Below are 25,179 nucleotides of genomic sequence, written 5' to 3'. Positions count from 1 at the left end.
CCTCTACCTAATGTATCACGGATTCAGGTGCATGTAACATTTTTCTCGCTGCCGGAGCAGGCGGTTTACTTGCGGTAGTGCGCCGCATTGACAACCTTTTGCGGAGCGGCTATACTTTCTGTAATCTTATAGTTGGTATACGTTGAACGAGCCAGTAGCAGCCTTGTCCCTGTTCCCAGAGAGCCGGGGGTCGATGGAACCCGGTACACACAAGCGGACTGCGAATTACGCCTCGGGAGTATCTTGGGTAATGCCAAGCGGAGCTAAGCGAACGATAACTCGCCTGAGAGTGGTATGGACCTGCGTGCATCATCAGGTCTGTGCAATTTGGGTGGTAACACGGTTAATGATAATCGTCCCTGTGTCTGAATAGACAAGGGGCGATTTTTTGTTGTCTGTGCGGATTTGCTGGCTGGGTGCGTGGCGGGCATAAGCTTCAGAGGCTGATGCGGTATGGCTGCTGTTTTTTTGACGGATACCAAGGGATATAGAACAATCACTTACACAAAAGGGGCTGTACATGTTGAACATTATCGACGAGCTATTGTGGCGCGATGCCATTAACCAGCAGACAGATGCGGACGGACTGCGTGAATTGACGGAGAGTAAGGCGGTATCGCTGTATTGCGGCGTGGACCCGACGGGCAATAGTATGCATATCGGCCACCTGATTCCATTCATGATGCTGCGGCGCTTCCAGCTGGCCGGTCACCGTCCGGTGATTCTGATCGGGGGGGCTACGGGAACGATCGGCGATCCGAGCGGACGCCAGAGCGAGCGCTCTTTGCAGACGATGGAGCAAGTGCAGGAGAATGTGGAGGCGCTGAGCGCCCAGATGAAGAAGCTGTTCATTACCGATGGCGACAATCAGGTGCGGATGGTGAACAACTACGACTGGACCAAGGATATGAACGTCATTGATTTCCTGCGTGATTTCGGCAAAAACTTCAGCATCAACACGATGCTCGCCAAGGATGTAGTCGCCAGCCGCCTGGACAGCGGCATCTCGTTCACGGAGTTCGCTTACCAGATTCTGCAGTCCATTGACTACCTGCATCTGTACCAGAATGAGGATGTGCAGCTCCAGATCGGCGGCTCGGACCAATGGGGGAATATTACGAGTGGCCTCGATCTGATCCGTAAAAAAGAAGGCAACGAAGCCAAAGCCTTCGGCCTGACCATTCCGCTCATGCTGAAAGCAGACGGTACGAAGTTCGGCAAAACCGCCGGCGGCGCCATCTGGCTCGATCCGAAGCAGACCACCCCTTATGAGTTCTACCAGTTCTGGGCGAACACTGATGACCGGGATGTGGTTAAATACCTGAAGTACTTCACCTTCCTGAGCAAGGAAGAGATTGAGGCGCTTGAGGGGAAGGTAGCCACTGAGCCGCATAAACGCGAAGCGCAAAAAGCACTGGCCGAGGAAATGACCCGCTTCGTGCACAGCGAGGAGCTGCTGGAGCAGGCTAAACGCATCAGCGCGGCACTGTTCAGCGGCGATATCCGCTCCCTGACTGCGGACGAAATTGAGGAAGGCTTCAAGGAAATGCCGACCTTCACAGCGGGCACTGAGACCAAGAACATTGTAGACTGGCTCGTGGACCTGGGAGTGGAGCCGTCCAAACGCCAGGCGCGCGAGGATATTACTAAGGGCGCAATCTCGATCAACGGGGAGCGTGTGAATGAGCTGGAGACGGAGATAACAGCTGACGATGCGATCGGCGGCAAGTTCATCATCGTCCGCAAGGGCAAGAAGAATTACAGCCTGGTGAAGCTAGTCTAAGCGCAAGCTGCCGGGTGATGGTTTGCGGAAGGCGAGTAGCGCGGGCCGGATGTTGAGCCAGATCTGGAGCGTTGTTAGGCTGGAACAAGGCTGAGGGTGAACTGGAACGAGGTTGATGGTGTTTAGGGTGAGGTAGATGAGTGAGGCTGAGCAAGGTGAGCTAGAATGAGGCAACTGAGTGAGGCTGAGCAAATTGAGCTAGAATAAGGCAGCTGAGTGAGGCTTAGCAAGGTGAGCTAGAATGAGGCAGCTGAGTGAGGCTGAGCAAGGGGAGCTAGAATGAGGCAACTGAGTGAGGCTGTGCTAGGTGAGCTAGAATGAGAATGGTGTGAAGTAACTGAGTGATTGGGCTATCCACTGTCAGCAATGACGGGGATAGCCTTTTGTGGTGGTCGCGGAAGGTGAGACGGTCTCCCGCCTTCCTCCCCTGATCACCGTAGGCCGGAAGTGTAGCTGGATATGATGAGATTAGCGGGATAAATCCCTCTGATTTTGCTGGAAGTAGGCTGAATGAGGAAATCAAGTGTATAAATCCCTCTAATCTTGCTGGAAGTGGGCTGAATGAGAGAATCAAGTGTATAAATTCCTCTAATAGCTGCCGGGTGGGAAGAGGGGGCCGATGAGGAGCACAAGTGCACCAGAATTTGGCGCAAACGGCCGAAATGAGCAAATCAGGTGCATTAGTGCCCTTGATTTCGCCGAAAGTGGGCTAGAGTAAGGGAATCAGGAGCATAAGTGCACCCGAATTCAGCCGAAGAGGCCGAAACGAGCAAATGAAGTGCATTAGTGCACCTCACCCGTCCAGCCCGCCATCAGGCGGGCGAGTCAGGCTTCAAAACAAATAGAAAACAATGCCTTTACCAGCAGCGACAGTCTGGCTGTAGAACCGCTTGATCTCGGTGAAGAACTGGAGCAGGTAGGCAAAGAACGCATCCGCGTCATCGTCAGACACCGTATCAGGGTCCAGCGGGTAGACCTCCTCCTCAGCCATGGTCCGGAAATCATATTGCTGGCGCAGCTGCGCTTCATCCAGTCCGGAGATGGCGTCAAGCGCTTCGGCCACTTGTCCGGCACGCAGGCAGAATGCCCCGTATGACCCGAACTCAATACCTTGGTCTGAATGCAGCGGGACCACATATCCGAGCGGCGCTGGCCCATCCGATATATCACCGCAGAGCAGGTAGTGAATCGCCTCCCAGGTACGGTCGATATCCAGCCCCGGGTACTTGTCTATGTTCAAGCTCGCCAGCGGGGTGCTGCCTGCGGCAATTTGCTGCACCAGTTCATCATCCATTGCAAAGTAATATCCGCGTATCGCCATTCTATCAGCCTTCCTTCCATCGTTGGGATAGAGTAGTTGTACTTAATCCTCAAGCAGCGCAAGCTTGTCTTCGAGTTCAGCAATCTTAAGCCGGATAGCTTCTGCCCGGGGCTCGTCCTGTGCTTTCACCGCGACTGCCAATTCATCGGTAGCTATACCGATCTGATATTCCAGATACGTGTAGTCGGATGCGGCAGCGGGGTGGGTGGAGCGTTGGGAATAGGTCATATGCCGAAGCCTCTTTTCTGTGATCTGTGATATATTCATGATACTGGGTTTGCAGGAAGAGCTCAACCTCGTTCCAGGGAAACTCGGCACAGGTTGCGACATTGTTCACAGACAATGAACCCGGTTCTGGTTTTACAGAAGTTAATCGCGAAAGCCCACTCCTTTAGGGGGGATGAATCGTCTTTGTTTAAGGAACATCCTTATGTTGTAAAAATTGTACTAAATGAGCGCGTGTTCTTGTAGTAGTTAAATTGTTTAAATGCTACAATTTAGGTATGAGACAATCCTACAGAAATACCAAAACAACCGTATCATTCATTAACTATCATTTTGTTTTTTTGCTCTAGATACAGACGTAAAGTGCTAGTCGATCAAGTGGTGATTCAGTTTAAGCAAATCGTTATAGAGATATGTGCCGAACAGGATTGGCAGCTACTCGCAATGGAAGTAAAGCCTGATCATGTGTATATTTTTCTAAACGCACTGCCCACCGATTCTCCCGCAGAACTTATGGCGAAACTGAAAAGAATCACTTCACTTCCCGGTGCCTCCGTGAACAATTTAAGCACTTGAACCACTTGCCTTCCCTCTGGACTCGTTCCTACTTGGTCAGTACCGCAGGGAACGTTTCAAGCAAAACGATCAAACAATATGTTGAAGAACAAAAAAAGAGGGGGTGAAACCCTGCAAACCGTAACGATTCAAATCCGCATTTTTCCAACCCATCCGTCTGTATTGGTGGATATGGGGGGCGAATACATTCGAACCGTCAACAAATTAACGGAGCAAGCCGAACGGTCTGGAACGTTTCCCAAACTAACTTCAAAAACCATTAATGCCAATCTACCCTCTGCCGTAAAGAATCAAGTGATTCGAGACGCCAAAAGCCTATTTCAGCGGTTCAAGAAAACGAAAAAGCGGCCTCTTCTCCAAAAGAGGGTGTACTACGTGAACAATCAAAATTATACGATTTTGGGCAACCACATTTCTTTCCCCGTGATCCTGGATGGAAAAGTACAACGGTTTGTTGTTCCTGTGCTTCTGCCGGATCGGGAGCGAGACATGCTTTCAAATGGGAAGCCTGGACTTCTGCGCGTGGTTCAAAAGTCAGCGAAATGGTTTGTTCAAATTTCAATCGAACGCCCTACTGAGCCAGCCGAGGGTCATGAAGTGATGGGGATTGATTTAGGCTTGAAAGTGCCTGCTGTTGTCGTGACTTCTAGAAGCTGACGGATATTCGTAAGACGACAAGAACAAGTCGTAAAAACGCTAAAAACCTGCATCATTGGTCGTTCTATCAGTTGCAAATGTTCATCGGATATAAGGCGACACTCGCTGGAATCCAAGTGGTTGAAGTGAATCCGGCATACACTTCGCAAACCTGTCCCTCTTGTGGAGAGCGGAACAAAGCAAAGGATCGAACGTATCAGTGCGACTGCGGTTATACAGCGCATCGGGATCGGGTCGGTGCCATCAACATCATGCGTCAACCTGTGGCAGATGGTAACAGTCTGCCAGCCTAGATAGCTATACGCTCTGATCTAGGATGGGCGAATGAACTCGCCCTTAACTTAGCAGTAGGGCAAAGCGGAAACGTATGCGCCCGTTAACTAGCTAAGAATCCTACCCTTTTAAGGGTGTGGAGGTTCAACATGAGTAGTATTGAAAATTATAACTTAATTTTTCAGTAACAGCATGCGGGAGGAAGTTCCGTAAAGGAAGGTTTGGTATACATAATGATAGCTGTATCTTTTAACACCTTGGACGAGGCCAGGCACCATCTGGAGGAGCTGGATGTGAACCGTGGGCTGGTGCTGTTCGCTGCGGCTGCGGCTGTCCGGGAATTATCCCGTCATGCGCCTTCACGGGCTGTTTTGTGCTCAACCAAGGGGGAATATACTCCGCAGGGCTACCGCAGTGGCGTAATTACAGGTTTTGAATACGAAGCCGGTATAGCAGATATTGTGGAGATTCTGCATCCTCCCGTGCTTAGCGCAAGTACGCTGGAGATTGCTTACCGCAAGGCCTGTGGCAATCCGAATGCTTTTCTGATGCTGCTCTGTGACGGCACAGGCGGGATGGAAGAGATGCTGCTCTCCTCGCTGTATTTTATGGACCCGCAATTCAAGGTGATTGGCGGCAGTGCGGCTGACGATGAGCGCGGCGAGACTTACCTCTATATAGGAACCCGCCGGGTGCGGAACCTGGGGATTTATTTCAATATGGCTGCCCGCATAGCCCTGGTCAAAGAGAATATATATCTCCCGTCCGGGAAGACGCTGCTGGTGACAGAAGCCGATGTGTTCGGCAGAAGGGTGTATTCCTTCAACGGGCGGCCTGCGGCCGGGGAATACGCGCGTGTCCTGGGCGTGCCGGAGAAGGAGCTGGCAGAGCATTTTCTGAGCAGCCCGCTGGGCAAAAGATACGAGGATGATCTGATCATTGCCTCCCCGAAGGCGGTTCATCCGGATGGCTCTGTCACCTTTTACAGCCAGATGATGTCTAGTACTTATGTGGAGCTGCTGAGTTCAGCCGATCCGCTGGCAGTGCTGGAGGAGACGCTGGGCGGCAGTCCGTTCCAGCCTTCGTTTGTGCTCAATATTAACTGTACGCTGCGGGACCAGCTGTTTACACGGGACGGTCTTTGGGGAGCTTTTGACCAGAGGATGCTTGGGTTCTGCGGCAACACTACAGGCTTCATCAGCTATGGAGAGCAATATTATACTAAGCATGCCAATCAGACTATGATTCTGCTGCTGGTTGAATAAGGGAGAGTTGAAATCGGATGGAGTGGTTAAGCAAACTGCGCACAGCTTGGGGGAGAACCCCCTCTGCTGAAGGCGTTCAAAGTCACAGTAATACAAGCGGGTTAGCGGAGAAAGCCATGGCAGAGCGTGTGATCGCAGCTAAGGATACAGTCGCATCAACAGAAACGGTTATATCAGAGGGAAAAGTCGCAGTAAAGGAAAGGGGTGCTAGCGCACCTGTACCTCTAAGCGGTAAAGATAGCGTAGAACCGTCTGCACACGCTTCAGGCACGGCGTCTTACGGCGAACATGCCTATGCCCTGGCGGAGCAGATCCGCCTTGAGACTGGAGCTATCCTGAAGGAAGAGGCCCGACTGGTGGAGGACTTCGAGGCCTTGCGGGCAGGCGGCGGGGAGATGATCGGCCAAATCGCCGGGACTCAGCGGCTCCTGGAGCATTTGAAGGCCAACAACGGACAGACTGAAGATCTGATTAATGAAATGTACGGCAGCCTGTCCTATTCCTCCAACAAGATCGAATTTGCCAAGGAAGCCAATATCCAGATCTCTGCGGAAATGCAGAAGGCCTCGGAGGTATTTACTGAGTTCGTTGCTTTGAATGAGGATCTGCGGGAGCATTTCCACAGCATTGAGCAGCTGGCCAAGATCATCACGGATATTGCCGAGCAGACGAATCTGCTCTCGCTGAATGCGGCGATTGAGGCGGCGCGGGCTGGTGAGCATGGACGCGGCTTCGCCGTTGTCTCTACGGAGATCCGTAAGCTTGCTGACGGTACCCGCAGCCATGTGAAGGAGATTATGGGTTCACTCTCAGGAATGACCCGCGTCATGGAGCAGATCCACAGCAAGTCCGGGGACGGGATGCTCGCGATGAACGAGACCACGGCGAAGATCGGTGAGTCCACCGTATATATGAATGAAATCGTAGTCGCCGAGGAGCAGGTCTTCGAGCATCTGGAGAAAATCCAGGAGTCCCAGGAGAGCAGCATGGAGGATGTGGAGCAGATCAACAGCGACCTGCTGCGCATTCTGGAAAAATCGGGCCAGGACACAGACCAGTTCCGTAAGCTGGTTCTTACCGTCCAGAAGAAGGCCGACCATTACCAGCAACTGCTGAATCATCTGCATCAGATCGGGCTGCTCCAGCAGGCGGAAGAAGCAGAGAAGACTAACGTATAAGCAGATATGGTAAAAGGAAACCACCCGGCAGTGGGACATGCTGCCGGGTGGTTTTGTGTGCAATGCACGCTTGGCTTGCGCAGGTAAACAAAGATCACACGGGCCGGTGCAGCTCTGTCTGCAAAAGGAGCCGATCCAGCGTATGCCACGCCCCGCCGGTAATCCGGTGCGCTGAGAGCTTACCAACCTCAGGTTATGGTGCATGCAGTAATACTTTATTGCACTTTGTACAACTAAAGCGTCTGATGTATCACCAATCATCGGTTTAGTTGTATTTCGTACATTTAATTCGCCCTCTGTATCTAGGTTCTCACCTATTCGTGAAGATTAGCTGTACAGAATACAGTTAGAAGAGCAATAACGTTCTTTTTGCTGTTTTTAATTGTACAGACTACAATTATCCGCGATTGCCCGCCTCGGATGAAAACTTATACTTTGCTCCAAGAGTGATGGGACGAATTCAATGCATAAGCTCCGATGCTTTGCGCCGCTAATGAGCCCCCAATCAGGCCTACAGGGCAATCAGCCTGTATTCATAAGCGCCAATGGACAGTGGACCGGCGGGTATGGCTGCGCCGGTCAACACATCCTGCCCGCTGCGCGGCAGGGTGACGCTGCCGCCCAGCCCGTCCATGTTGACGAGCGTCCACAGCTCTCCGGCAGTGCCGCGTCTGGGGCAGACGATGGTGCCCGGGGTGACATCACTGCGCCGGGTGACCCCGGCGCGGGAGGCGTAATACTCAATCAGCGCGCACAGCTGCTTGTCGCCCTCGCCGCCTGCGGGCAGCGAGCCGAGCATCACGATGGCTCCCCGGCCATAGGGCTGCTCGGTCACGTAGGCCCGGCCCGGCGTCCGGCCTTCGGTAATGACGCCGACCACAGAAGCTCCTCCCGGCAGCGGCTCGAAGACCGCGCTCCACAGGGACAGCGGCGCGGAGTGGCCGAAGGCCTCCCCGATGCTGCCGGTCCCTTCCATGGGGTAGACGAAGGTGGTCTTCACTCCGGCGTAGCGCTCCAGTTCCCCCAGCGCCGCATCTGTATGCAGCGTATGCTCGGCGGTGCGGCCTCCGCTAAGCGGGCCGGCGATCCAGATGCCGCCGGCTTCAGCGAAGGCGAGTGCCTTCTCCATGTATTCCGGTGACAGATAATGGACAAAAGGCGTGAACAGCAGCTTATAGCCGCTTAAATCGCCGCCTTCCGGCAACAGGTCACGGTGAATCCCCAGATCGAGAATCCGTCTGTAAAAGTCCCCCAGCAGGGAACGGTAGTTCAGCTGCCGGTGCGGCTCCGTGGCCAGGAACGCCTTGGCCCGGTCCGAATAAGTAATCGCCACCTCGGCCTTGAGCGGCCGGGTATTCAGCATGTGCGGCTCGATCCGCAGCCTGGCGGCGGAAGCTGCGCGCACATTGTCATAGCCGAGCGCAGGCTGGCCCCAGGCGCTGATAATCGAGCTGTGCGTCTGCTCGCTGCCCGTGCGCTGCTGCCGCCACAGCCAGTAGCAGAACGCTCCTGCCCCCAGCGCGTAGGCTGCCACGGCTTCGGCGGTGAGATAGCCGTCCGGGTGCGGATCGCCGTAGCTCGTGAGCGAAGCGGCATAGGCCGGGCTGGTCTCCATCAGCCAGAAATCCTGCCCGGACTTGAACCCGCGCCATAGGTCACAATTCAACAGATAAGCGTGCCTGTTCGCCTGAGAGGCGTAGGTGTCGAACGAAGCGAAATCAAGCTCCCGGAACAGCTGCTCATTGTCCAGATGAAAAGGGACATTGCTGTTGTGCGTGATCGGAGCCGCCGAATAGCGGCGGATGATCGCCGCCTGTTCCCCCACGAACTCTGCGACCTTCTCCATCTGGAACAGCCGGTACTGGGTGACGAGCGATGAATTATGCAGGAAAGGCGTAGCTACCGGCTGCGGCACCTGGTCGAACCGCTGGTAGGTCTGGCTCCAGACGCCGGTTCCCCAGGCATCATTGAGCTCAAGGGTGTTGCCGTAGCGGTGCTTCAGCCACTCGTGCCACAGGGAGCGGCAGGACCCGCACATGCATTCCGCCACATGTGCCTTCAGCTCGTTGTCGAGCTGCCAGGCGACTAGGCCGGGGAGCGGCCCCAGCACCCGGGCCAGCTCTTCCGTGATCAGCGCAGCACGCTGCCGGAAATAAGGGTTATTCGTGCAGACATGCTGTCTGGACCCGTGGCTCATGACCGCGCCGTCTGCCCGGATGTGCAGACGCTCCGGGCGCCCGTGGGTCAGCCAGACCGGCGGGGTCGCGGTCGGCGTACACATGACTGTATCGATGCCGTAATCATGCAACTTAACGATATGCTCAGCGAACGGCCTGACATCGATGGAGTCTTCCTCCGGCTCCAGCAGCGACCAGATGAACTCGCCCATACGTACCAGGTTAATGCCGGTCTCCTGCATGAGCCGAAGATCCTGCTGCCGCTCAGCCTCCCCCCATAGCTCGGGGTACCACGCGGCGCCGTAATATAGCTTTTGCTTCATTCTTTTAACCTCCTGGAAAAAGCCCGCACGGGCTCTGTATGATTTTATCTTTCTATTCCCCATCCCTAAGCTATATAGTTTGAACTTGAAAACATAAATTTTGGGAGGAGTGGCGGAGGGGGATTTTGGAGCTGTAGGAGCGGTAGCGTCCGCCTGAAAGCTTTCCGCAGGAAAGCTCGCATCGGAAGCATAGGCTTTATGCGGATTTCTACCGCGAACAGCGGTCTAATCAAAGAAATCTGCAGAAGGGCAGCGGCCGGAAGCCCAAAACTTCTCTGGAGTCACGGCTATCCCATACTGAGTACTTACAAGGTTCAATTTATATAGTGTCCGCCCCCCACATGCAATAGTAAAGTTTTGCCGGTTTTGGACTTTATTGCGGAAGCGGCGCTGAAGCCATACCGGGCGCTGTCCAAAAAGTCCGATTGCCGGAAAAACACCCGCCTACCATAATAGAAAGCGCAACCAAAGCAGTGCAGTGCGAAGGCTGCTTATCCATACGGAGGTGAATGTCAATGAAGCAAGGAGCGGCAATGGAGGCAGCAGAGATCAGCGCGGGTACAAGCTTCCGCCGCAGCAGGCGCGAGCAGCGCTTCAGACGTCTGAAGCGGGACAAATGGCTCTATATTCTGCTCAGCCCCGGACTCCTGTATTTCCTGCTGTTCAAATATGTGCCGATGTGGGGAGTGCTGCTCGCCTTTAAGGATTATCAGCCATTTCTGGGCTTCTGGAAGAGCGGCTGGGTCGGCTTGGAGCATTTCCGTACGTTCTTCCAGAACCCTGATTTCTTCATGCTGCTGCGCAATACGCTGGTGCTGTCGCTGTATAACCTGGTTTTCTTTTTCCCGGCACCGATTATCCTGGCCCTGCTGCTGAATGAGATCCGGCTGTCCTTCTACAAAAGGACGATTCAGACGCTGATTTATGTACCCCATTTCATCTCCATGGTCATCGTCGCCAGTATCTCCTACGTGTTCCTTACGACACAGGGCGGTGCGGTCAACGAATTCCTGTTCGCGGTCACCGGGCGCAAAATTGATTTTCTCGCCAGTCCCGACTGGTTCCGCCCGATGATTATTCTGCAGACCATTTGGAAGGAATGCGGCTGGGGGACGATTATCTTCCTCGCTGCCCTGGCCGGTGTCGATGTGGAGCAGTATGAAGCAGCCGTGGTGGACGGGGCCAGCCGCTGGCGCCAGACCTGGCATATTACACTGCCCGCGATCCGCAGCACGATTGTCATTCTGCTCATTCTGCGGATGGGCACGATTCTGGATAACGGGTTCGAGCAGATCTATCTGATGATGAATGCGCTGAACCGTGAGGTGGCCGAGGTCTTCGATACCTATGTGTACGCGCTGGGGATCACCCAGGGAGCGTTCAGCTACAGCACCGCCGTCGGCTTGTTCAAATCGGTCATCGGGGTCGTGCTGGTGCTCGGCACCAACTGGCTCGCCAAGAAGTCAGGCGAATCCGGATTATATTGAAAAGGAGGCCAAGAGTGTGGCTAAACGTTACCGCAGCGCCGGAGAAATCACCTTTGACGTGTTTAATTACGTGGTGCTGGGCATCATCGGGATCGCGGCCATCCTGCCGTTCCTGTTTGTAGTCGCCGGTTCCTTCGCCACCGAGGCGGAAATTACGAAGCGCGCTGTCTTTTTGATTCCGACGACGATCTCGCTGGACGCTTACCGGTTTATTTTCTCCACAGATACCATTGTCCGCAGCATCGGGGTCTCACTGTACGTGACGGTGATCGGTACGGCAGTTAATTTGTTCTTCACGGTTACCATGGCCTACCCGATGGCGAAGCGGTACCTGATGGGCCGCAATCTGATCCTCAATCTGGTCATCTTCACCATGCTGTTCGGGGGCGGGATGATTCCCACCTATCTGGTGATCCGCGAGCTGCATCTGCTCGATACGCTGAATGCCCTGATTCTTCCGGGGGCGATCAGCGCCTTCAACCTGATTATCGTCAAGAACTTCTTCCAGGAGCTTCCGGCTGAGATGGAGGAGGCGGCACGCATTGACGGCTGTACCGAGCTGGGGCTGTTATGGAGGATTGTGCTGCCGCTGTCGAAGCCTGTGCTGGCGACATTCACGCTCTTTTATGCGGTCGGACATTGGAATAACTTCTTCTCGGCGCTGCTCTACATTAATGATCCATCCAAGTGGCCGCTGCAGGTGATGCTGCGCCAGATCGTCATGCTGTCCCAGTCGGCAGCGGGGGATCTCAGCTCCATGGACCCGAATTTCGTGCAGCCGCCGGAACAGTCAATCAAAATGGCCGTCATCGTGGTCGGCACCCTGCCGATTATGTGCGTCTATCCGTTTCTGCAGAAGCATTTTGCCAAAGGGGTGATGCTGGGTTCAGTCAAAGGGTAACCGGTTAGTCAACATATAAAGGGAGGCCAAGTGATGATGAAGATGAAGCGGAGCCAAGGTTCACGGTCTGCGAAAAAAGGGTTGTTCATGCTGCTGGCTATGATTATGATTCTAAGTGTATTGTCCGGCTGCGGCGGGAATGGGGAGAATGCGGGAGCGGGACAGAAGGAGCCTGCCGGGGATAGCGGGAAGGCGGATGGCACAGCCAAGGCTGAGGAGCCGCTTGCGCTGACATTGATGCTGCCGATTTTCAAAACCAATTATCCGAAGGACGGCAGTCCGGTCGCCGCCAAGCTGGAGGAGCTGACGAACACCAAGATTCATTTCGAATGGGTGCCGAATGCGTCCTATGCCGACAAATTCAACATTACGCTGGCTTCCGGCAAGCTGCCTGATATTATGTATGTAGGTGATGTGAAGGCCTCCAGCTTCGTGAATGCAGCGAGATCCGGCGCGTTCTGGGAGGTGGGTCCGTATCTCAAGGATTATCCGAATCTCAGCGGGGCGAAGGAGGTCATTCTGAATAACTCGGCCATCGACGGCAAGAATTACGGAATCTACAGAGGCCGGGCGCTGGGACGTAACGGCGTGGTGTTCCGCAAGGACTGGATGGAGAAGGTAGGGCTCGCGGAACCGAAGACCGTAGATGATTTCTATAATATGCTAAAAGCGTTCAAGGAGCAGGACCCGGACGGCAACGGCCAGGCGGATACGTACGGCATGGTGCTGGTCAAGTGGACCGGCCAGTGGGCCAGCGGCTTCGATACGATGAAGCTGTGGTTCGGTTCTCCGAACAAGTGGGGCGTTCAGGAAGGGAAGCTCGTGCCTGAGCATGAATATCCCGGTTATTTGGAAGCGCTTAAATTCATGAAAAAGCTGTACGATGAGCAGCTGATCAACGCCGACTTCGCGGTAATGGACAGCTCCAAATGGAATGATCCGGTCGTCAACAACAAGGCCGGCGTCATTGTCGATGTGGTCGATAACGCGGCCCGGCTGGATGACAAGATTCATGCCGCCCTCCAAAAGGAAGGCAAAGATGAGCCGGAACGCCATTATATGGATGTCATCGGCGGTGTGACTGGAGCAGACGGCGCGCTGCATACCCTCCCGACCTCGGGCTTCTCCGGCATGCTGGCCATTCCGAAGTCTTCGGTCAAAACCGAGGAGGAGCTGAAGCAGGTCCTGGCCTTCCTGGACCGGCTGAATGATGAGGATCTGCAGACGATGCTGAACTATGGTATTGAAGGCGTGCATTACAAGCTGGTGGACGGATATATCGAACGCTCCAGCGATACCGTTCTGCTGGAATCGGAAGTGGAAGGCCTGAACCAGATGCTGCCGTTCATCCCTGAGGACAAGGCGAAGCAAGTGAAGCAGACGCCGCTGCGGCTGAAGCAGACCGAGGTGCAGAAGACGAATGAAACGACAATTGTGACCAATCCGGCGGAAGCGCTGATCTCGGCAGTCTATACGCAAAAAGGCTCACAGCTGGATAACGTAATCAACGATGCACGTATCAAATTCATTGTCGGCCAGATGGATGAGGCCGGGTTGAAGTCCGCTTTTGAGGTATGGCGGAAGACCGGCGGAGATGAGCTGGTGAAGGAAATGAATGAATTGTACGCCTCAGCGGGCAAGTAAAATCCGGTCCTGCTCCAGTCTCCGGCCGGTCTGTGCCCGCTGCGGCTGCATAGCTGCAACTCTAAACTAAGGATTCGGCTGGTGAATGCAATGGAGAATGAAGGGGCAGGAGCACGGAACAGGTATACGCGAGGCCGGGCGGGACGCAAGGGCCGTTATTACCGCCATAATCTCATTATTGTGCTGATCGTCTCGTCCATTCCCGGGCTGATCATCGGGCTGCTGGTCTATTTTATGGCCGGGGGAAATCTTGAGAAGGAGCTGCTCCGGATGCATAACCGGCAGATTGAGCAGCGGGCGGACAACATTAATGATCAATTGTCCAATCTGGAGCTGATGCTGGCCCACTGGGCCTTCGATCCGAAGTTCGACTATGGGCTGAGCAACATGGATTTCATCCGCAATCATGAGCGGGCCTGGGATATTACGAAGACGCTGGTAGTCATGCAGGGCTCGAATTCCATGGTGCGGCAGGTTGAGCTGTATCTGGCCGGTAATCAGCCGGTGCGCTTCGGCACGGAGTACGGGACACTGGCTGCGGAGGAGGAAGCGCTGTACTCGAAGCTGCTGAAGCAGGAGCGGAGCACGTACTGGACGGAATGGGCTTTTGATCCGGTGAACCCGGAGCAGAAGGAGCTGACGCTGGTGCACCATATCCCCGGCGGCAGCCGGGAGCCCTTCGGGGCGCTGCTGCTGCGGATGGATACAGAGAAGGTATCCGCGATGCTGCGGACCATGACCCCATACAACACGGGGGAGGTGTTCATGGAGCAGAAATCCGGCGGACTGTTCATCTCGGGGGGCGGGATGGATGCACCCGCGCCGCTGGTTACGGCGCTGCGGACTGCGATTAAAGCCAAAGGCAGCCAGGATAGCGGATCATTTCTGTATGACTGGAATGGGGTTACTTATGCGGTGACCTATGGTGACTTCTCGCGGATTGCCAGTGAATGGCGGTATGTGTCGGCTTCGCCGATCTCCAGCGTAACCTCTCCAGTAGTCTGGCTGTCCCGGATGATTATCCTGGTCAGCCTGTGCGCCTTACTGCTGGCGGCGGTCTTGTCCTGGATTGCTTCCCGCAGAATCTATTCGCCGGTCCGCCGCCTGCTTCAGACGCTGCTCCCTGAGCATGCGGCCTCCGGGGACCGGGTGGATGAGCTGACGCTGATCGAGCGGCACTGGCAGAACCTGCACGGACAGCAGCACGCCCTCCAGTACACGCTCTCGGAGCAGCTTCCGCATGTGCAACAGAGCTTCCTGCACCAGTTGTTCCAGGGGTATCTGTATGCCTATTCCGAACAGGATCTCCAGAGCCGGATGAAGCAGTATAAGTGGGAAGTGGAGAACTGTACGTTCGTGGTCCTGTATATCCAGCTGACCGGCATCTCCAGCCTGGAGGCCAAGTTCCGCAGCGGCGACGAGAGTCTGGTGTCGTTCGCGGCCGTCAATATTACCTTGGAGCTTGCCCGTGAGCATTTCGGCCGGGCGGAGACGGTCAATCTGCATGACCTTACCTCCGGTGTGCTGCTGATGGAACCGGGAAGCGGCCCCGATCCGGCCCGCGTAGGCGCCTTCGGTGAAGAGCTGGCGGCTACCTTGAGCCGGATGCTTAAGCTTCAGGCCACGGTGGCGTACAGTGCAAGGATCGGGAGCATCTCTGCGATTCCGAGGTCGTTCGAGGCGGCGAAGCAGGCGGCCAGCCACAGCAGGTACGGGGGCGGGAACCAGATCATCAGCCTGGAGCAGCTGGAGAGGGAGGGGCAGGGCACTCCCTTGCCGCAGTATTCCTTCGCGCTGGAGCGCGGGCTGATTCAGGCGCTGCGGACCGGAGAAGCAGAGGAGGCAGACCGGCTGCTGGAGGAATTCCTGGAGACGCTCTCCGCAGGCGGCGCGAAGGTGATCGACGTACAGCAGGGCATGCTGCATCTGCTCGGCGCGATCCTTCATGCGGTGCTGGAGGCCGGGATGGCCCAGAGCCAGCTATTGCGCGGCAGGAATCTGTATGCCAGTCTCTCGCAGATTCATGAGCCGGGCCTGATTCTCTCCTGGTTCCGTACGCAGGTCATCGCCCCCTTCCTGAAGGAGCTGTGTGAACGATCGGACGCCGGAATAAGACGGACGATTGATCAGGCGATGCTGTACATTCAGCAGCATTATATGGACAATATCTCGCTGGATAGCTGTGCAGATGTTACAGGCACCAGCCCTTTTCTGCTCAGCAAGTCGTTCAAGCGGGTCACCGGGCAGAATTTCATCGATTATCTGACGGAGCTTCGGCTCACCAAGGCGAAGGAGCTGCTGCGGGACACGGATCTGAAGATGAACGATGTCGCCTTGCAGGTCGGCTATCAGCAGAGCTATTTCAACCGGATTTTCAAAAAACAGGAGGACATCACGCCGACACGTTACCGTGAACTGAGCCGGAAGGAGGGCGATAAGGAGAACGGGACCCGGTAAGCGGGAACCAGGTGAGAATGATAGCGGCTCACTTCCCGTGATCCCCCTGTCCGCAGGCCTCCTGCTCTGGGAACGGTTCATTCGTCCGGGTGATGTCTCATAAAGGAGATGACAGAAGATGACCTCTTTATCTTCGGCCCTGCCGGTCCAGTTACGGTGGCTGAACCCGCCTGCTGCGGCTGCGGGGGTGACCTGGGGAGTTCCCTGGTCCAAGGGCGATCTGAAGCGCGGAGAATTGGCTGCGCTATGTCTGAAAGGAGCGGCAGAAGATTTCAGTCTGCCGCTGCAGAGCCGCCCGGCTGCGTATTGGCCGGACGGCAGCATTAAATGGTCTTTGCATTCTGCCGTATGCCCTGAAGGGAATACGGCAGGATACAGGCTGGAACGCTCTGCCGGGCAGAGCGCTGTGTCCGCAGCCTTCCAGGTATCCTTGGAAGAGACGGAAGAAGCTTATATTGTCGATACCGGCAGTATTCGTTGCACCGTGGTCAAGCGTGGTGCAGGTGTGATCTCCCGGATTATCCGCCGGGACACGGCGGAATCCGGGGGACCGGACGACGATCATGGATATTATGGAGCTGTGGAGGCGTGGTTAGGATCAGGCTCGGGTAAGCTGGTGTGCAACGGAAGCGAGTTGGTCTGTCTCCGCGAGCAGCGGGACATCCTCAGCGGGGAGCTGACGATGCGGCAGGAGCGGTTCACCGGAGTGACGCTGAAGGCCAGTCTGGAGGAGCGGGGACCGGTGCGTGCCGTGATCCGGCTGGACGGGCGGCATAGAAGCACAAGGGGAGCCAGGGAATGGCTTCCTTATACTTTGCGGCTCTATTTCTATGCTGGGCTTGCGTCCATCCGGCTGGTGCATACCTTCCATTATGACGGCAACCCGCAGCAGGATTTCATCAAGGGGCTGGGCCTGCTGTTCAAGGTGCCGCTCAGCGGTCCGCTGTATAACCGCCATGTCCGGCTGGCGGGCAGCGGGGGAATCTTCAGCGAATCCCCCAAGACGCTCCAGACCCGCAGAACCCGGGGCAAATATGCCGATAGGTTCGCCGCGCAGCTTGAGGGGCAGAGCCAGGAATTTGATCCTGTGGAGGATGCCTATTTCACCAGCCTGCTCCAGGACTCGGCAGTATGGGATGACTTCCGGCTGGTGCAGGATTCGTCTGAGCATTATGCCGTGCATAAGCGGACCGGACCGGACTGCACCTGGATTAAAGGGGCGGAAGGCCGGAGGGCCGGAGGACTGGGCTATATCGGCTGTGACGGCGGAGGACTGGCTGCCGGAGTGAAGGATTTCTGGCAGAAGCATCCGTCCGGGCTGGAGATCAGCGGCACCTCCGGCGCGGAAGCGGCGTTAACCGTCTGGTTCTGGACGCCGGAGGCGCAGGCCATGGACCTGCGCCATTATGATACGAAGACGCATGTCGAATCCTCCTATGAAGGCGCGGAGGAGCTGCGGGCAACCCCTTACGGCATCGCCAATACGAACGAGCTGACCTTGTGGTGTACCTTGCGGACGCCGGATTCCGGGCAGCTCCGGCAGATGCAGCGGCAGGCGGATGAACCGCCGCTGCTGGTCTGTGAACCCCGATATTTTCACCGGACCCGGGCGTTTGGACTCTGGAGCCTGCCGGACCGGAGCACCCCGGCCAAGGCGTATCTGGAGGACCGTCTAGACGGGATTATCAGCTTTTACCAGAAGGAAATTGAGCAGCGGAAGTGGTACGGCCTGTGGGATTATGGCGACTTCATGCACAGCTATGATCCGGTCCGCCATGTCTGGAATTATGATCTGGGCGGCTGTGCGTGGCAGAACGCCGAGCTGGTGCCGAATATGTGGCTGTGGGTGAGCTTCCTGCGGACCGGACGCGCGGATATTTACCGGATGGCTGAAGCGATGACCCGGCACACGAGTGAGGTGGATATGTATCATTTCGGGGAATATGCGGGTCTTGGCTCCCGGCATAATGTCGTGCATTGGGGCTGCGGATGCAAGGAAGCGCGGATTGCTATGGCGGGTTTGCACCGCTACTACTATTATCTGACCGGTGATGAGCGGACCGGCGACATCATGGACAGTGTGAAGGATGCGGATTATTCCACGGTGACGCTGGACCCGATGAGGGCTTATTTTCCGAAGGATGAATTCGAGACGCATGTGCGGGTGGGACCGGACTGGGCCGCGTTCAGCTCCAATTGGATGACCCGCTGGGAACGTTATGAGGATACGGCCTACCGCGACAAAATCCTAACCGGCATCGACTGCATCAAAGCGGCCAATCTGCGGCTGATCTCCGGTCCAACCTATGGATACGATCCCGCAACGGGCATTCTCAGCCCAATGGGCGATGACAACTGGGGACGGCATCTGGCGATCTGCATGGGTGGTCCGCAGGTGTGGTTCGAGCTGGCGATGATGCTGGAGGACCCGGAGTGGGAGGACATGCTTGCTGAGTTCGGTGTCTTCTATAACTTGCCGGAGGAAGAGCAGCTGCTTAGATCCGGAGGTGCGATTACAGGCAAGCTGCGCTTCGAGCATCCGGTGCTGAGTGTGGCTATTGCCGCCTACGGCGCTTGGGTCAAGGATGACCGGGCTACGGCGGAACGCTGCTGGAGCATTCTGCTTGAGAATCCGTTTGGCATCGTCAATCTTCAAGCGGAGCTGAAGCAGGTGACTTATACGGAAGCGCTGAATGAGATCGACTGGATGAATACGAATGAAGCCTCGCAGTGGTCGCTGAATACGATCATTGCGCTGGAACTGATTGCCGAAGCTCTGCCTGCGCGGGAAGAAGGTTCCGGGGGAGAAGCCGGAGCCGCTGGAGCTGGAGCTAGTGCAAGAACTGGTGCGGAAACTGAAGCTAGTGCTGGTGAAGAAGGCTATGCGGAAGCTGGAGCCGCTGCAGAAGCTGCAGAAGCTGATACAAAAGCGGGTGCAGAAGCTGGCGCAGGAACTGGTGATAAAGCGGGTGCAGGAACTGATCCCGTAGCTGGGGGTAGTGCACAGGCAGGAGCTAGTGACGGTGCAGGTCGCGGGAAGGGAGCGGATGTCCGATGACGGTGCAGCAGGACTTAGCAATGATTCCGGAAGGCTGGCGCAAGATTTACCGCAATACCCTGGAAGGACCCGCACAGGTGGAAGGCTTCCGTATGGAAGGCGACGGAGCAGTTTCGTTTCCGCAGGGACGGCTGCGGCTGGAGAGCACCCGGGGGGCTGAGGAAGGGCAGAAGGCGAATGTGGTCTTTTGGTGCCCGGAGGTCTTCCCGGCGGAGATTGCCGTATCCTGGAGGTTCCGCCCGCTGCGCGAGCCGGGGCTGGCTATTCTGTTCTTCGCGGCTGCCGGTGCCGGGGGCAAGGATCTGTTCGACCCGTCCCTGCCGGTCCGCACGGGCGAATATGACCAGTACCATCATGGGGAGATGGATGCCTATCATATCTCTTATTTTCGCCGGATGTGGGAGGAGGAGCGGGCTTTTCATACCTGTAATCTGCGCAAAAGCTACGGCTTCCACCTTGTCGCCCAAGGGGCTGATCCGCTCCCGGATACCGCCGATATGACTGCGGACTACCGGATGCTGGTGGTGAAGCGGGGGACTGCTGTGACTTTTGCCATCAATGAATTGCCGGTGCTGTACTGGGAGGATGACGGCTCGTCCTTCGGTCCGTTGCTGGGCGGAGGCCGGATCGGCTTCCGGCAAATGGCACCGCTGATAGCGGAATATAGCGATCTGACCGTGTATGCTCCTTGAAGCATGGAGAGGTGGCTGGAGTCACGGCTATCCCATAACAAAAAATATACAAGTTCAATTTATATAGGGACTGACGATTATGAAGGAGGCTTAACTGCAATGCCGGGAGTCTATTACTGCTACCCGCAAGGCCGTCATAAGGCGCTGACGATGAGCTATGATGACGGACGGCGGGCGGATGAACGTCTGGTGGGCCTGTTCAACCAGCACGGGATCAAGGGCAGCTTCCATCTGAATTCAGGGCTGCTTGGTGAAGGGGACCGCATCAGGGCAGATGAGGTTGCGGCTCTTTATCACGGACATGAGGTCAGCGTACATACGCGGAGTCATCCGACGCTGGCGCGTTGCCCGCAGGAGTCAGTCGTGGAGGAGATTATGGAGGACCGCAGGGTGCTGGAGGGGCTGGTCCGCCAGCCTGTGCGCGGTATGTCTTACCCGAACGGCTCCTATACGCAGGAGATCAAGGCGCTGCTGCCGCATCTGGGCATTGAATATGCCCGGACGGTACAGACCACCGGGGGCTTCGCCCTGCCGGAGGACTGGCTGGAGTGGCAGGCGACCTGCCATCATAACCGGGAGCTGCTTGCTCTTGGGGAGGCTTTTGTGGGGCTGCATAAGCGGCAGTATCTGTACTTGATGTATGTGTGGGGGCATAGCTACGAGTTCGACAATGACAACAACTGGGAGCTGATGGAGCGCTTCTGCGCCATGGCGGGCGGACGCGGGGACATCTGGTATGCGACCAATCTGGAGCTGGTGCATTACATGAAGGCTTGCCGGGGGCTGCTGTTCTCGGCGGCAAGGGACTTTGTTTATAATCCGGGAGCGGCTGCTGTCTGGCTGGAGGTTGGCGGTGCGGTGGTCGAGGTGCCTGGGGGACAGACTGTGGATCTGGGCTGATACAGAACAGGGATAGAGTGAAGGAGGATGTATGGTGAATCATATGGATCATAGTCAAAAGCTGCACCGGCTGGCCGGGTTGGATATCTCTGCCGCCGGTCCAAGATGTAAAATGCTGCTCGGCGATCTGGACGGGGACGGCCGGGCTGAGCTGCTGCTGGTGCAGCCGGATAACCGTCAGGATGTCCGTTATATTCCGCACCAAGTGCGGTGCCTGACGGCTTATAATCTCGATGGCCGTCTGCTGTGGCAGAGGGGAACGCCGGATTCGAACGCGGGCAGCCAAGGCTCCGATTATCCGGCGCAGATTGCCGATATCGACGGTGACGGGGCGCTGGAGGTGCTGTGTGTGATGAAGGACCAGCTGCATATTCTGGAGGGGGCGACAGGCAAGGTCAAAGCGGTTCACCCGCTGCCGGCGAAGGAGGCTCATGACTGCATCATTATTGCCAACCTGTCAGGCGGCGATTATCCTTCCGACATCATTCTCAAAGACCGCTACCATCAGCTGTGGGCGCTGGACCGGGACTTCCGGCTGCTCTGGACCCATCAGGGCAATGTGGGGCACTATCCTTGGGTGTACGATCTGGACGGTGACGGGCGCGATGAGGTGATGGCCGGATATGATCTGCTGGATGCGGACGGAAATAAGCTGTGGAGCTGCCATGATCTGGACGATCATGCCGATTGCCTGTGGGTCGGCGATGTGAACGGGGACGGGGTGCCGGAGCTGGTCATCGGCGGCAGTGTGACGGTGATGTACGACCGCAACGGGCACGAGCTGTGGCGGTACGAAGGCTCTGTCGAGTCGCAGCATCTGGCGCTCGGGCGGTTTCGCCCGGACCTGCCCGGCCTGCAGATTGCCGGTCTTGACCGTATGGTCCGCGAGGATGACGGCAAGGGTCTGCGGGGCAAGGATGCCATGTTCCTGCTGGACTGCTCCGGCCGCGAGCTGTGGAAGGAAGAGCGTACCACTGACGGCTGGCTGACCATTGTCGAAGCCGTCAGCCGATTTTGGCCGGGTGCACCCGACTATATTCTGGCGTACCGCCGGGGCGAAGCGGTGCTTCCCGCACTCTATGACGGCCATATGAATATCGTAGCCGAATTCGCCGAACAGGGCTACGCCGTGCACGGGGATCTGCTGGGCAGTGGAAGTGAGCAGGTCATTATTTATACGGATGAGCTGGCCGCTGTCTATGCCGGTGAAGCACTCCCGCTGCAAGCGGCACACCCCGGGCAACAGCTGCCCCAGCCCAAACGGCTGTACAGCTCCACCCTGTACCCCGGCGGTGAGGTGACGTTGTGATGGGGGGAGGGGAAGGGAATGCAGTGGTGAGCGCAGAGGAAGGACATGGGGTGATAGGTGATGCGGTGCAGGATGGTACTTTGGGGGGGCACGCCGTGAAGGGTGCTGCTATACAGGATAGTGCCTTGGGAGGGGATGCGGTGAAGGGTGATGCCGGGCAGGCCAATGTTCCCGTCTACTTTCATCCGAGTCATTCCATCGTCCGCACAGCCGGAGAGCATACGGAAGCGATGCTTGCCATCATAGCGAACCGCTATATCGGTGCAAATCCGCCGCAGCCTCCGGTCTACCGCGTTCATCTGGAGAACAGCTTCCCGCGCCTGCCGGATTGCCGGTATGAGATGAATCTGAAAGAACGGCTGCCTGAGCTGCGGGACGGGGAATTTGTCTATGCCTGGGGGAAGCTGTGGAGCGATACGGACAGCGAAATACCGCTCGCGCTCAGCTGCTTCGGTCCGGTGACAGTCTATGTTGGCGGCGTTGCCGTTTTCGCTTCCAATCTGAACGATGATGTGTTCCCGGACCGCAAGGCGTTCTTTCGTACCGGGCTGAAGGCAGGCTGGAATCACTTCCTGCTGGAATGTACCGCTGTCGGCACCGGCTGCGGCGGTATTTTTGGCACCGGGAGCGTGAAGGGCGCGCCGCTACATTTTCTGGCCCCGACTGCGGAGCGCAGCGGCTGTGAGGGTTGGATCTACAGCGCGCCGCAGCAGAGCAGATGGACGCTGCAGCCGGAGGGCGGCGGCGTTCCTGAGGGAGAGGCTGCGGCGCACCGCGCGGAGCCTTCGCAGCGCGGAAGTGTCCGCTGCGGCGAAGCCGCGGAGGCCGCCGAAGCTGCGCTGGCGGCCCGCTGTGCGTGGTATCCGGCGGCCGGATGGCCGGATGACAAGGCGCAGGGCGGGAGCCTCGCGCGCGTGCTCGGCGCGGTGCCCGGCGCGGCGGCGCTGGCCTGGAGCCGGCTGGCGGTGACGGCGCCGGGCGGAGCGGACGCGCGGCTGCTTATCCGCAGCCGGGATGTAGCGGCACTCAAGGTCTTTGTAGATGGCAGGCTTGCCGCCATCCAGCCCGAAGCGAGTGCCGGCCTTGAGTGTGTGCTGCCGCTGGACTTCGGCAGCCATGACCTGCTGGTCGAGGCCGTGTGCGGCGGGCCCGGCTGGGGCTTCCGCCTGGAAGCGGCAGAGGCTGGGAACACATCAGAAGTACAGGTGGAAGCGGAGTGTAGCGCGGCTCTTGCGGAAGCTTCACCCTGCTGCTCTCCGCAGGGAACCTTGAATAAGGGAGCTGGCGCCAGTGGAGTCCACGGCACAGTGAAGCTGGTGAGTCCTTGCCCGGTGGAAGGGCAGACCGGTCCATGGCTGTACCTTGGTCCGTTTCTGCAATCGGCGGCACCGCTGCCTGCGGAAGCGGCTTCTATGGATGCTCCCTTCGGTGAAGGGGCGGAGGAATGCTTTTGGCGGGTGGACCGTCCTGGTGGGGCAGTCAGGCCATATCTGGAGAGTGCGCTGTACGGACGCTGGAATTATCCGCTGGGGGTGACCCTCTATGGTCTGCTGCGTACCGGTCAGGCTCTGGGCGATCCTCATTATTCCGCTTATGCCAGAGGACATATTGAGCAGTGCACCCGGCTTCATACGTATTCGCTCTGGGACCGCAGCCGCTATGGTGCTCCGGGTATTAACCAGCAGCTGGCGCTTATGGACTCTCTGGACGACTGCGGCTCCTTCGGTGCGGTGATGCTCGCCGCTCATGCCGAGCAGCCGCTGCATGGAGCGCCCGAAACAGCGGCGTATATCGCCCGGTATATTCAAAATACGCAGTCCCGCGATGAAGATGGGGCGCTCTACCGTACACGGGGCACCACCGAGTTCATGCAGGGAACGATGTGGTGCGATGATCTGTATATGAGCACTCCGTTCCTGAGCCGGTATTATCTGTTGACGGGAGATACCGCTTATCTGGATGATGCAGTGTCACAGTTTCTTCATTACCGTAATCGGCTGTTCCAGCCGGAGCTTGGCATAATGCATCATGTGTATGACTACAAATTCGGCAAGCCGAATGGGGTAGCCTGGGGCAGAGGCAACGGCTGGGTGCTGTTCTCGCTGACTGAGCTGCTGGAGGTACTGCCGGAGCAGCATCCGCAGCGGGAAGAACTGCTGGACTATTACCGGACGCTGTGCGAAGGATATATACGGCTGCAGGACGCCGCAGGATTATGGCATCAGGTTCTGACCGATCCCGGATCTTATGCGGAGGCATCGTGTTCTTCGATGTTCGTATATGCCTTTGCGCGCGGTGTGCGCAGAGGTTGGCTGACAGAGCCGTATCCATATGCCGATGCAGCGCTGCGCGGCTGGATGGCGCTGGCCGAATACTGCATCGACCATCAGGGGAATGTCTACGGCGTCTGCCGGGGATCGGGCTATTCCTTCAACAAACTGTATTACAAAGAACAGCTCACCTGGCAGCTCAACGATACTCACGGAATCGGCATTGTGCTGCTGGCCGGTATTGAAGCGCTTGAGCTCACACGGGAGCTGGAGGCGCAGCGTATATAAGAGTTATATTGTGGAATTTCTGCCGAAAAGAGTAATTTGTCAATCAGAGGCTATTGCTGCTCATGCAGAGTTATCTTCAATCTGCTTGAGTTCGATAGCCTCTTCTTCATGTAGCCGTACAGCCGCAGAACCCGAGAATCGCGCGTATACAGAATACAGGATTGTTGATCGATATAGTGAGAAAAGTAAATTTGATCTTGCTGGGAGCGAAAGTAACGGGAAAGCGGGCCGTGTGTAGGGTGGTAGGCCCAAATGAAAGGGATAAATCCCATTAATACGGCTAACAGTGGATGATAAGCTGAAATGAAAGGGAAAAATCCCATTGATTCAGCTAAAAGTGGATGATCAGTCAAAATGAAAGGGAAAAATCCCATTGATTCAGCTGAAAATGGGCG

17 protein-coding genes and 1 pseudogene are annotated in these 25,179 nt (G+C 56.6%); 15 read left to right on the top strand and 3 right to left on the bottom strand.

All coding sequences use genetic code 11. From position 1 onward, the window contains the following. The first annotated feature begins 523 nt into the window (after window positions 1-523). On the top strand, window positions 524-1,783 hold the full coding sequence (gene tyrS, locus NSS64_RS20395; RefSeq protein ID WP_341142860.1) for a tyrosine--tRNA ligase: 1,260 nt from the start codon (window positions 524-526) through the stop codon (window positions 1,781-1,783). An 832-nt stretch (window positions 1,784-2,615) separates the two neighbouring features. Here tyrS and NSS64_RS20390 read toward each other — a convergent pair. Both NSS64_RS20390 and NSS64_RS20385 read right to left on the bottom strand, forming a co-directional pair. Next, on the bottom strand, window positions 2,616-3,104 hold the full coding sequence (locus NSS64_RS20390; RefSeq protein WP_341141319.1) for a YfbM family protein: 489 nt from the start codon (window positions 3,102-3,104) through the stop codon (window positions 2,616-2,618). A 42-nt stretch (window positions 3,105-3,146) separates the two neighbouring features. Further along, window positions 3,147-3,332 (bottom strand): hypothetical protein, encoded by a 186-nt coding sequence (locus NSS64_RS20385; protein WP_076079676.1) that lies wholly within the window; start codon window positions 3,330-3,332, stop codon window positions 3,147-3,149. 275 nt (window positions 3,333-3,607) lie between these two features. Between NSS64_RS20385 and tnpA the strand changes: the two are divergent. The 5 genes and pseudogenes from tnpA (at window position 3,608) to NSS64_RS20360 (ending at window position 7,278) form a co-directional block, all read left to right on the top strand. Then, window positions 3,608-4,012, top strand: a pseudogene (tnpA, locus tag NSS64_RS20380) (IS200/IS605 family transposase). After that, complete coding sequence (locus NSS64_RS20375) at window positions 3,984-4,562, top strand: hypothetical protein (RefSeq protein ID WP_341141318.1); 579 nt, start codon at window positions 3,984-3,986, stop codon at window positions 4,560-4,562. Before tnpA ends, NSS64_RS20375 begins: the two are co-directional and overlap by 29 nt. Further along, the gene (locus tag NSS64_RS20370) at window positions 4,559-4,855 is read left to right on the top strand and encodes a transposase (RefSeq protein WP_341142859.1); all 297 of its coding nucleotides are present in this window, start codon (window positions 4,559-4,561) and stop codon (window positions 4,853-4,855) included. The genes NSS64_RS20375 and NSS64_RS20370 overlap by 4 nt, the downstream gene beginning before the upstream one ends. Before the next feature lie 213 nt (window positions 4,856-5,068). Then, window positions 5,069-6,100, top strand: coding sequence for an FIST signal transduction protein (locus tag NSS64_RS20365; protein WP_341141317.1), 1,032 nt, complete (start codon window positions 5,069-5,071; stop codon window positions 6,098-6,100). A gap of 116 nt (window positions 6,101-6,216) precedes the next feature. After that, window positions 6,217-7,278, top strand: coding sequence for a methyl-accepting chemotaxis protein (locus NSS64_RS20360; RefSeq protein WP_341141316.1), 1,062 nt, complete (start codon window positions 6,217-6,219; stop codon window positions 7,276-7,278). Between the two features lie 511 nt (window positions 7,279-7,789). On the opposite strand, the gene NSS64_RS20355 is transcribed toward NSS64_RS20360, so the two are convergent. Then, a complete protein-coding gene (locus tag NSS64_RS20355) occupies window positions 7,790-9,778 on the bottom strand; it encodes a beta-galactosidase (protein WP_341141315.1) in 1,989 nt (662 codons plus the stop codon). A gap of 515 nt (window positions 9,779-10,293) precedes the next feature. On the opposite strand from NSS64_RS20355, the gene NSS64_RS20350 reads away from it, so the two are divergent. The 9 genes from NSS64_RS20350 to NSS64_RS20310 all read left to right on the top strand — a co-directional run bounded on the left by NSS64_RS20350 (window position 10,294) and on the right by NSS64_RS20310 (window position 24,784). Beyond that, window positions 10,294-11,265 (top strand): ABC transporter permease, encoded by a 972-nt coding sequence (locus NSS64_RS20350; RefSeq protein ID WP_340942761.1) that lies wholly within the window; start codon window positions 10,294-10,296, stop codon window positions 11,263-11,265. 16 nt (window positions 11,266-11,281) lie between these two features. Next, window positions 11,282-12,166 carry a carbohydrate ABC transporter permease gene (locus NSS64_RS20345; RefSeq protein ID WP_036722627.1) on the top strand — a complete coding sequence of 295 codons (885 nt, stop codon included), beginning with the start codon at window positions 11,282-11,284 and terminating at the stop codon, window positions 12,164-12,166. Window positions 12,167-12,202: 36 nt separating this feature from the next. Continuing rightward, window positions 12,203-13,810, top strand: a complete 1,608-nt coding sequence (locus NSS64_RS20340; protein ID WP_341142858.1) for an extracellular solute-binding protein — start codon at window positions 12,203-12,205, stop codon at window positions 13,808-13,810. 90 nt (window positions 13,811-13,900) lie between these two features. Then, window positions 13,901-16,267, top strand: coding sequence for an AraC family transcriptional regulator (locus NSS64_RS20335; RefSeq protein WP_341142857.1), 2,367 nt, complete (start codon window positions 13,901-13,903; stop codon window positions 16,265-16,267). A 118-nt stretch (window positions 16,268-16,385) separates the two neighbouring features. Then, window positions 16,386-19,325 carry an exo-rhamnogalacturonan lyase family protein gene (locus NSS64_RS20330; RefSeq protein WP_341141314.1) on the top strand — a complete coding sequence of 980 codons (2,940 nt, stop codon included), beginning with the start codon at window positions 16,386-16,388 and terminating at the stop codon, window positions 19,323-19,325. Continuing rightward, window positions 19,322-20,017, top strand: a complete 696-nt coding sequence (locus NSS64_RS20325; protein WP_341141313.1) for a DUF1961 family protein — start codon at window positions 19,322-19,324, stop codon at window positions 20,015-20,017. Before NSS64_RS20330 ends, NSS64_RS20325 begins: the two co-directional genes overlap by 4 nt. A 99-nt stretch (window positions 20,018-20,116) precedes the next feature. Next, complete coding sequence (locus NSS64_RS20320) at window positions 20,117-20,917, top strand: polysaccharide deacetylase family protein (RefSeq protein WP_341141312.1); 801 nt, start codon at window positions 20,117-20,119, stop codon at window positions 20,915-20,917. 31 nt (window positions 20,918-20,948) lie between these two features. After that, on the top strand, window positions 20,949-22,226 hold the full coding sequence (locus NSS64_RS20315; protein WP_341141311.1) for a hypothetical protein: 1,278 nt from the start codon (window positions 20,949-20,951) through the stop codon (window positions 22,224-22,226). Further along, the gene (locus NSS64_RS20310; RefSeq protein WP_341141310.1) at window positions 22,226-24,784 is read left to right on the top strand and encodes a glycoside hydrolase family 88/105 protein; all 2,559 of its coding nucleotides are present in this window, start codon (window positions 22,226-22,228) and stop codon (window positions 24,782-24,784) included. The genes NSS64_RS20315 and NSS64_RS20310 overlap by 1 nt, the downstream gene beginning before the upstream one ends. Window positions 24,785-25,179: the final 395 nt, after the last annotated feature.

Source organism: Paenibacillus sp. FSL H8-0122 (genome assembly GCF_038005345.1).
Classification (GTDB): Bacteria; Bacillota; Bacilli; order Paenibacillales; family Paenibacillaceae; genus Paenibacillus_AQ.
The sequence above is the reverse complement of the archived record's forward strand: the minus strand, read 5'-3'. Positions and strand labels throughout refer to the sequence as shown.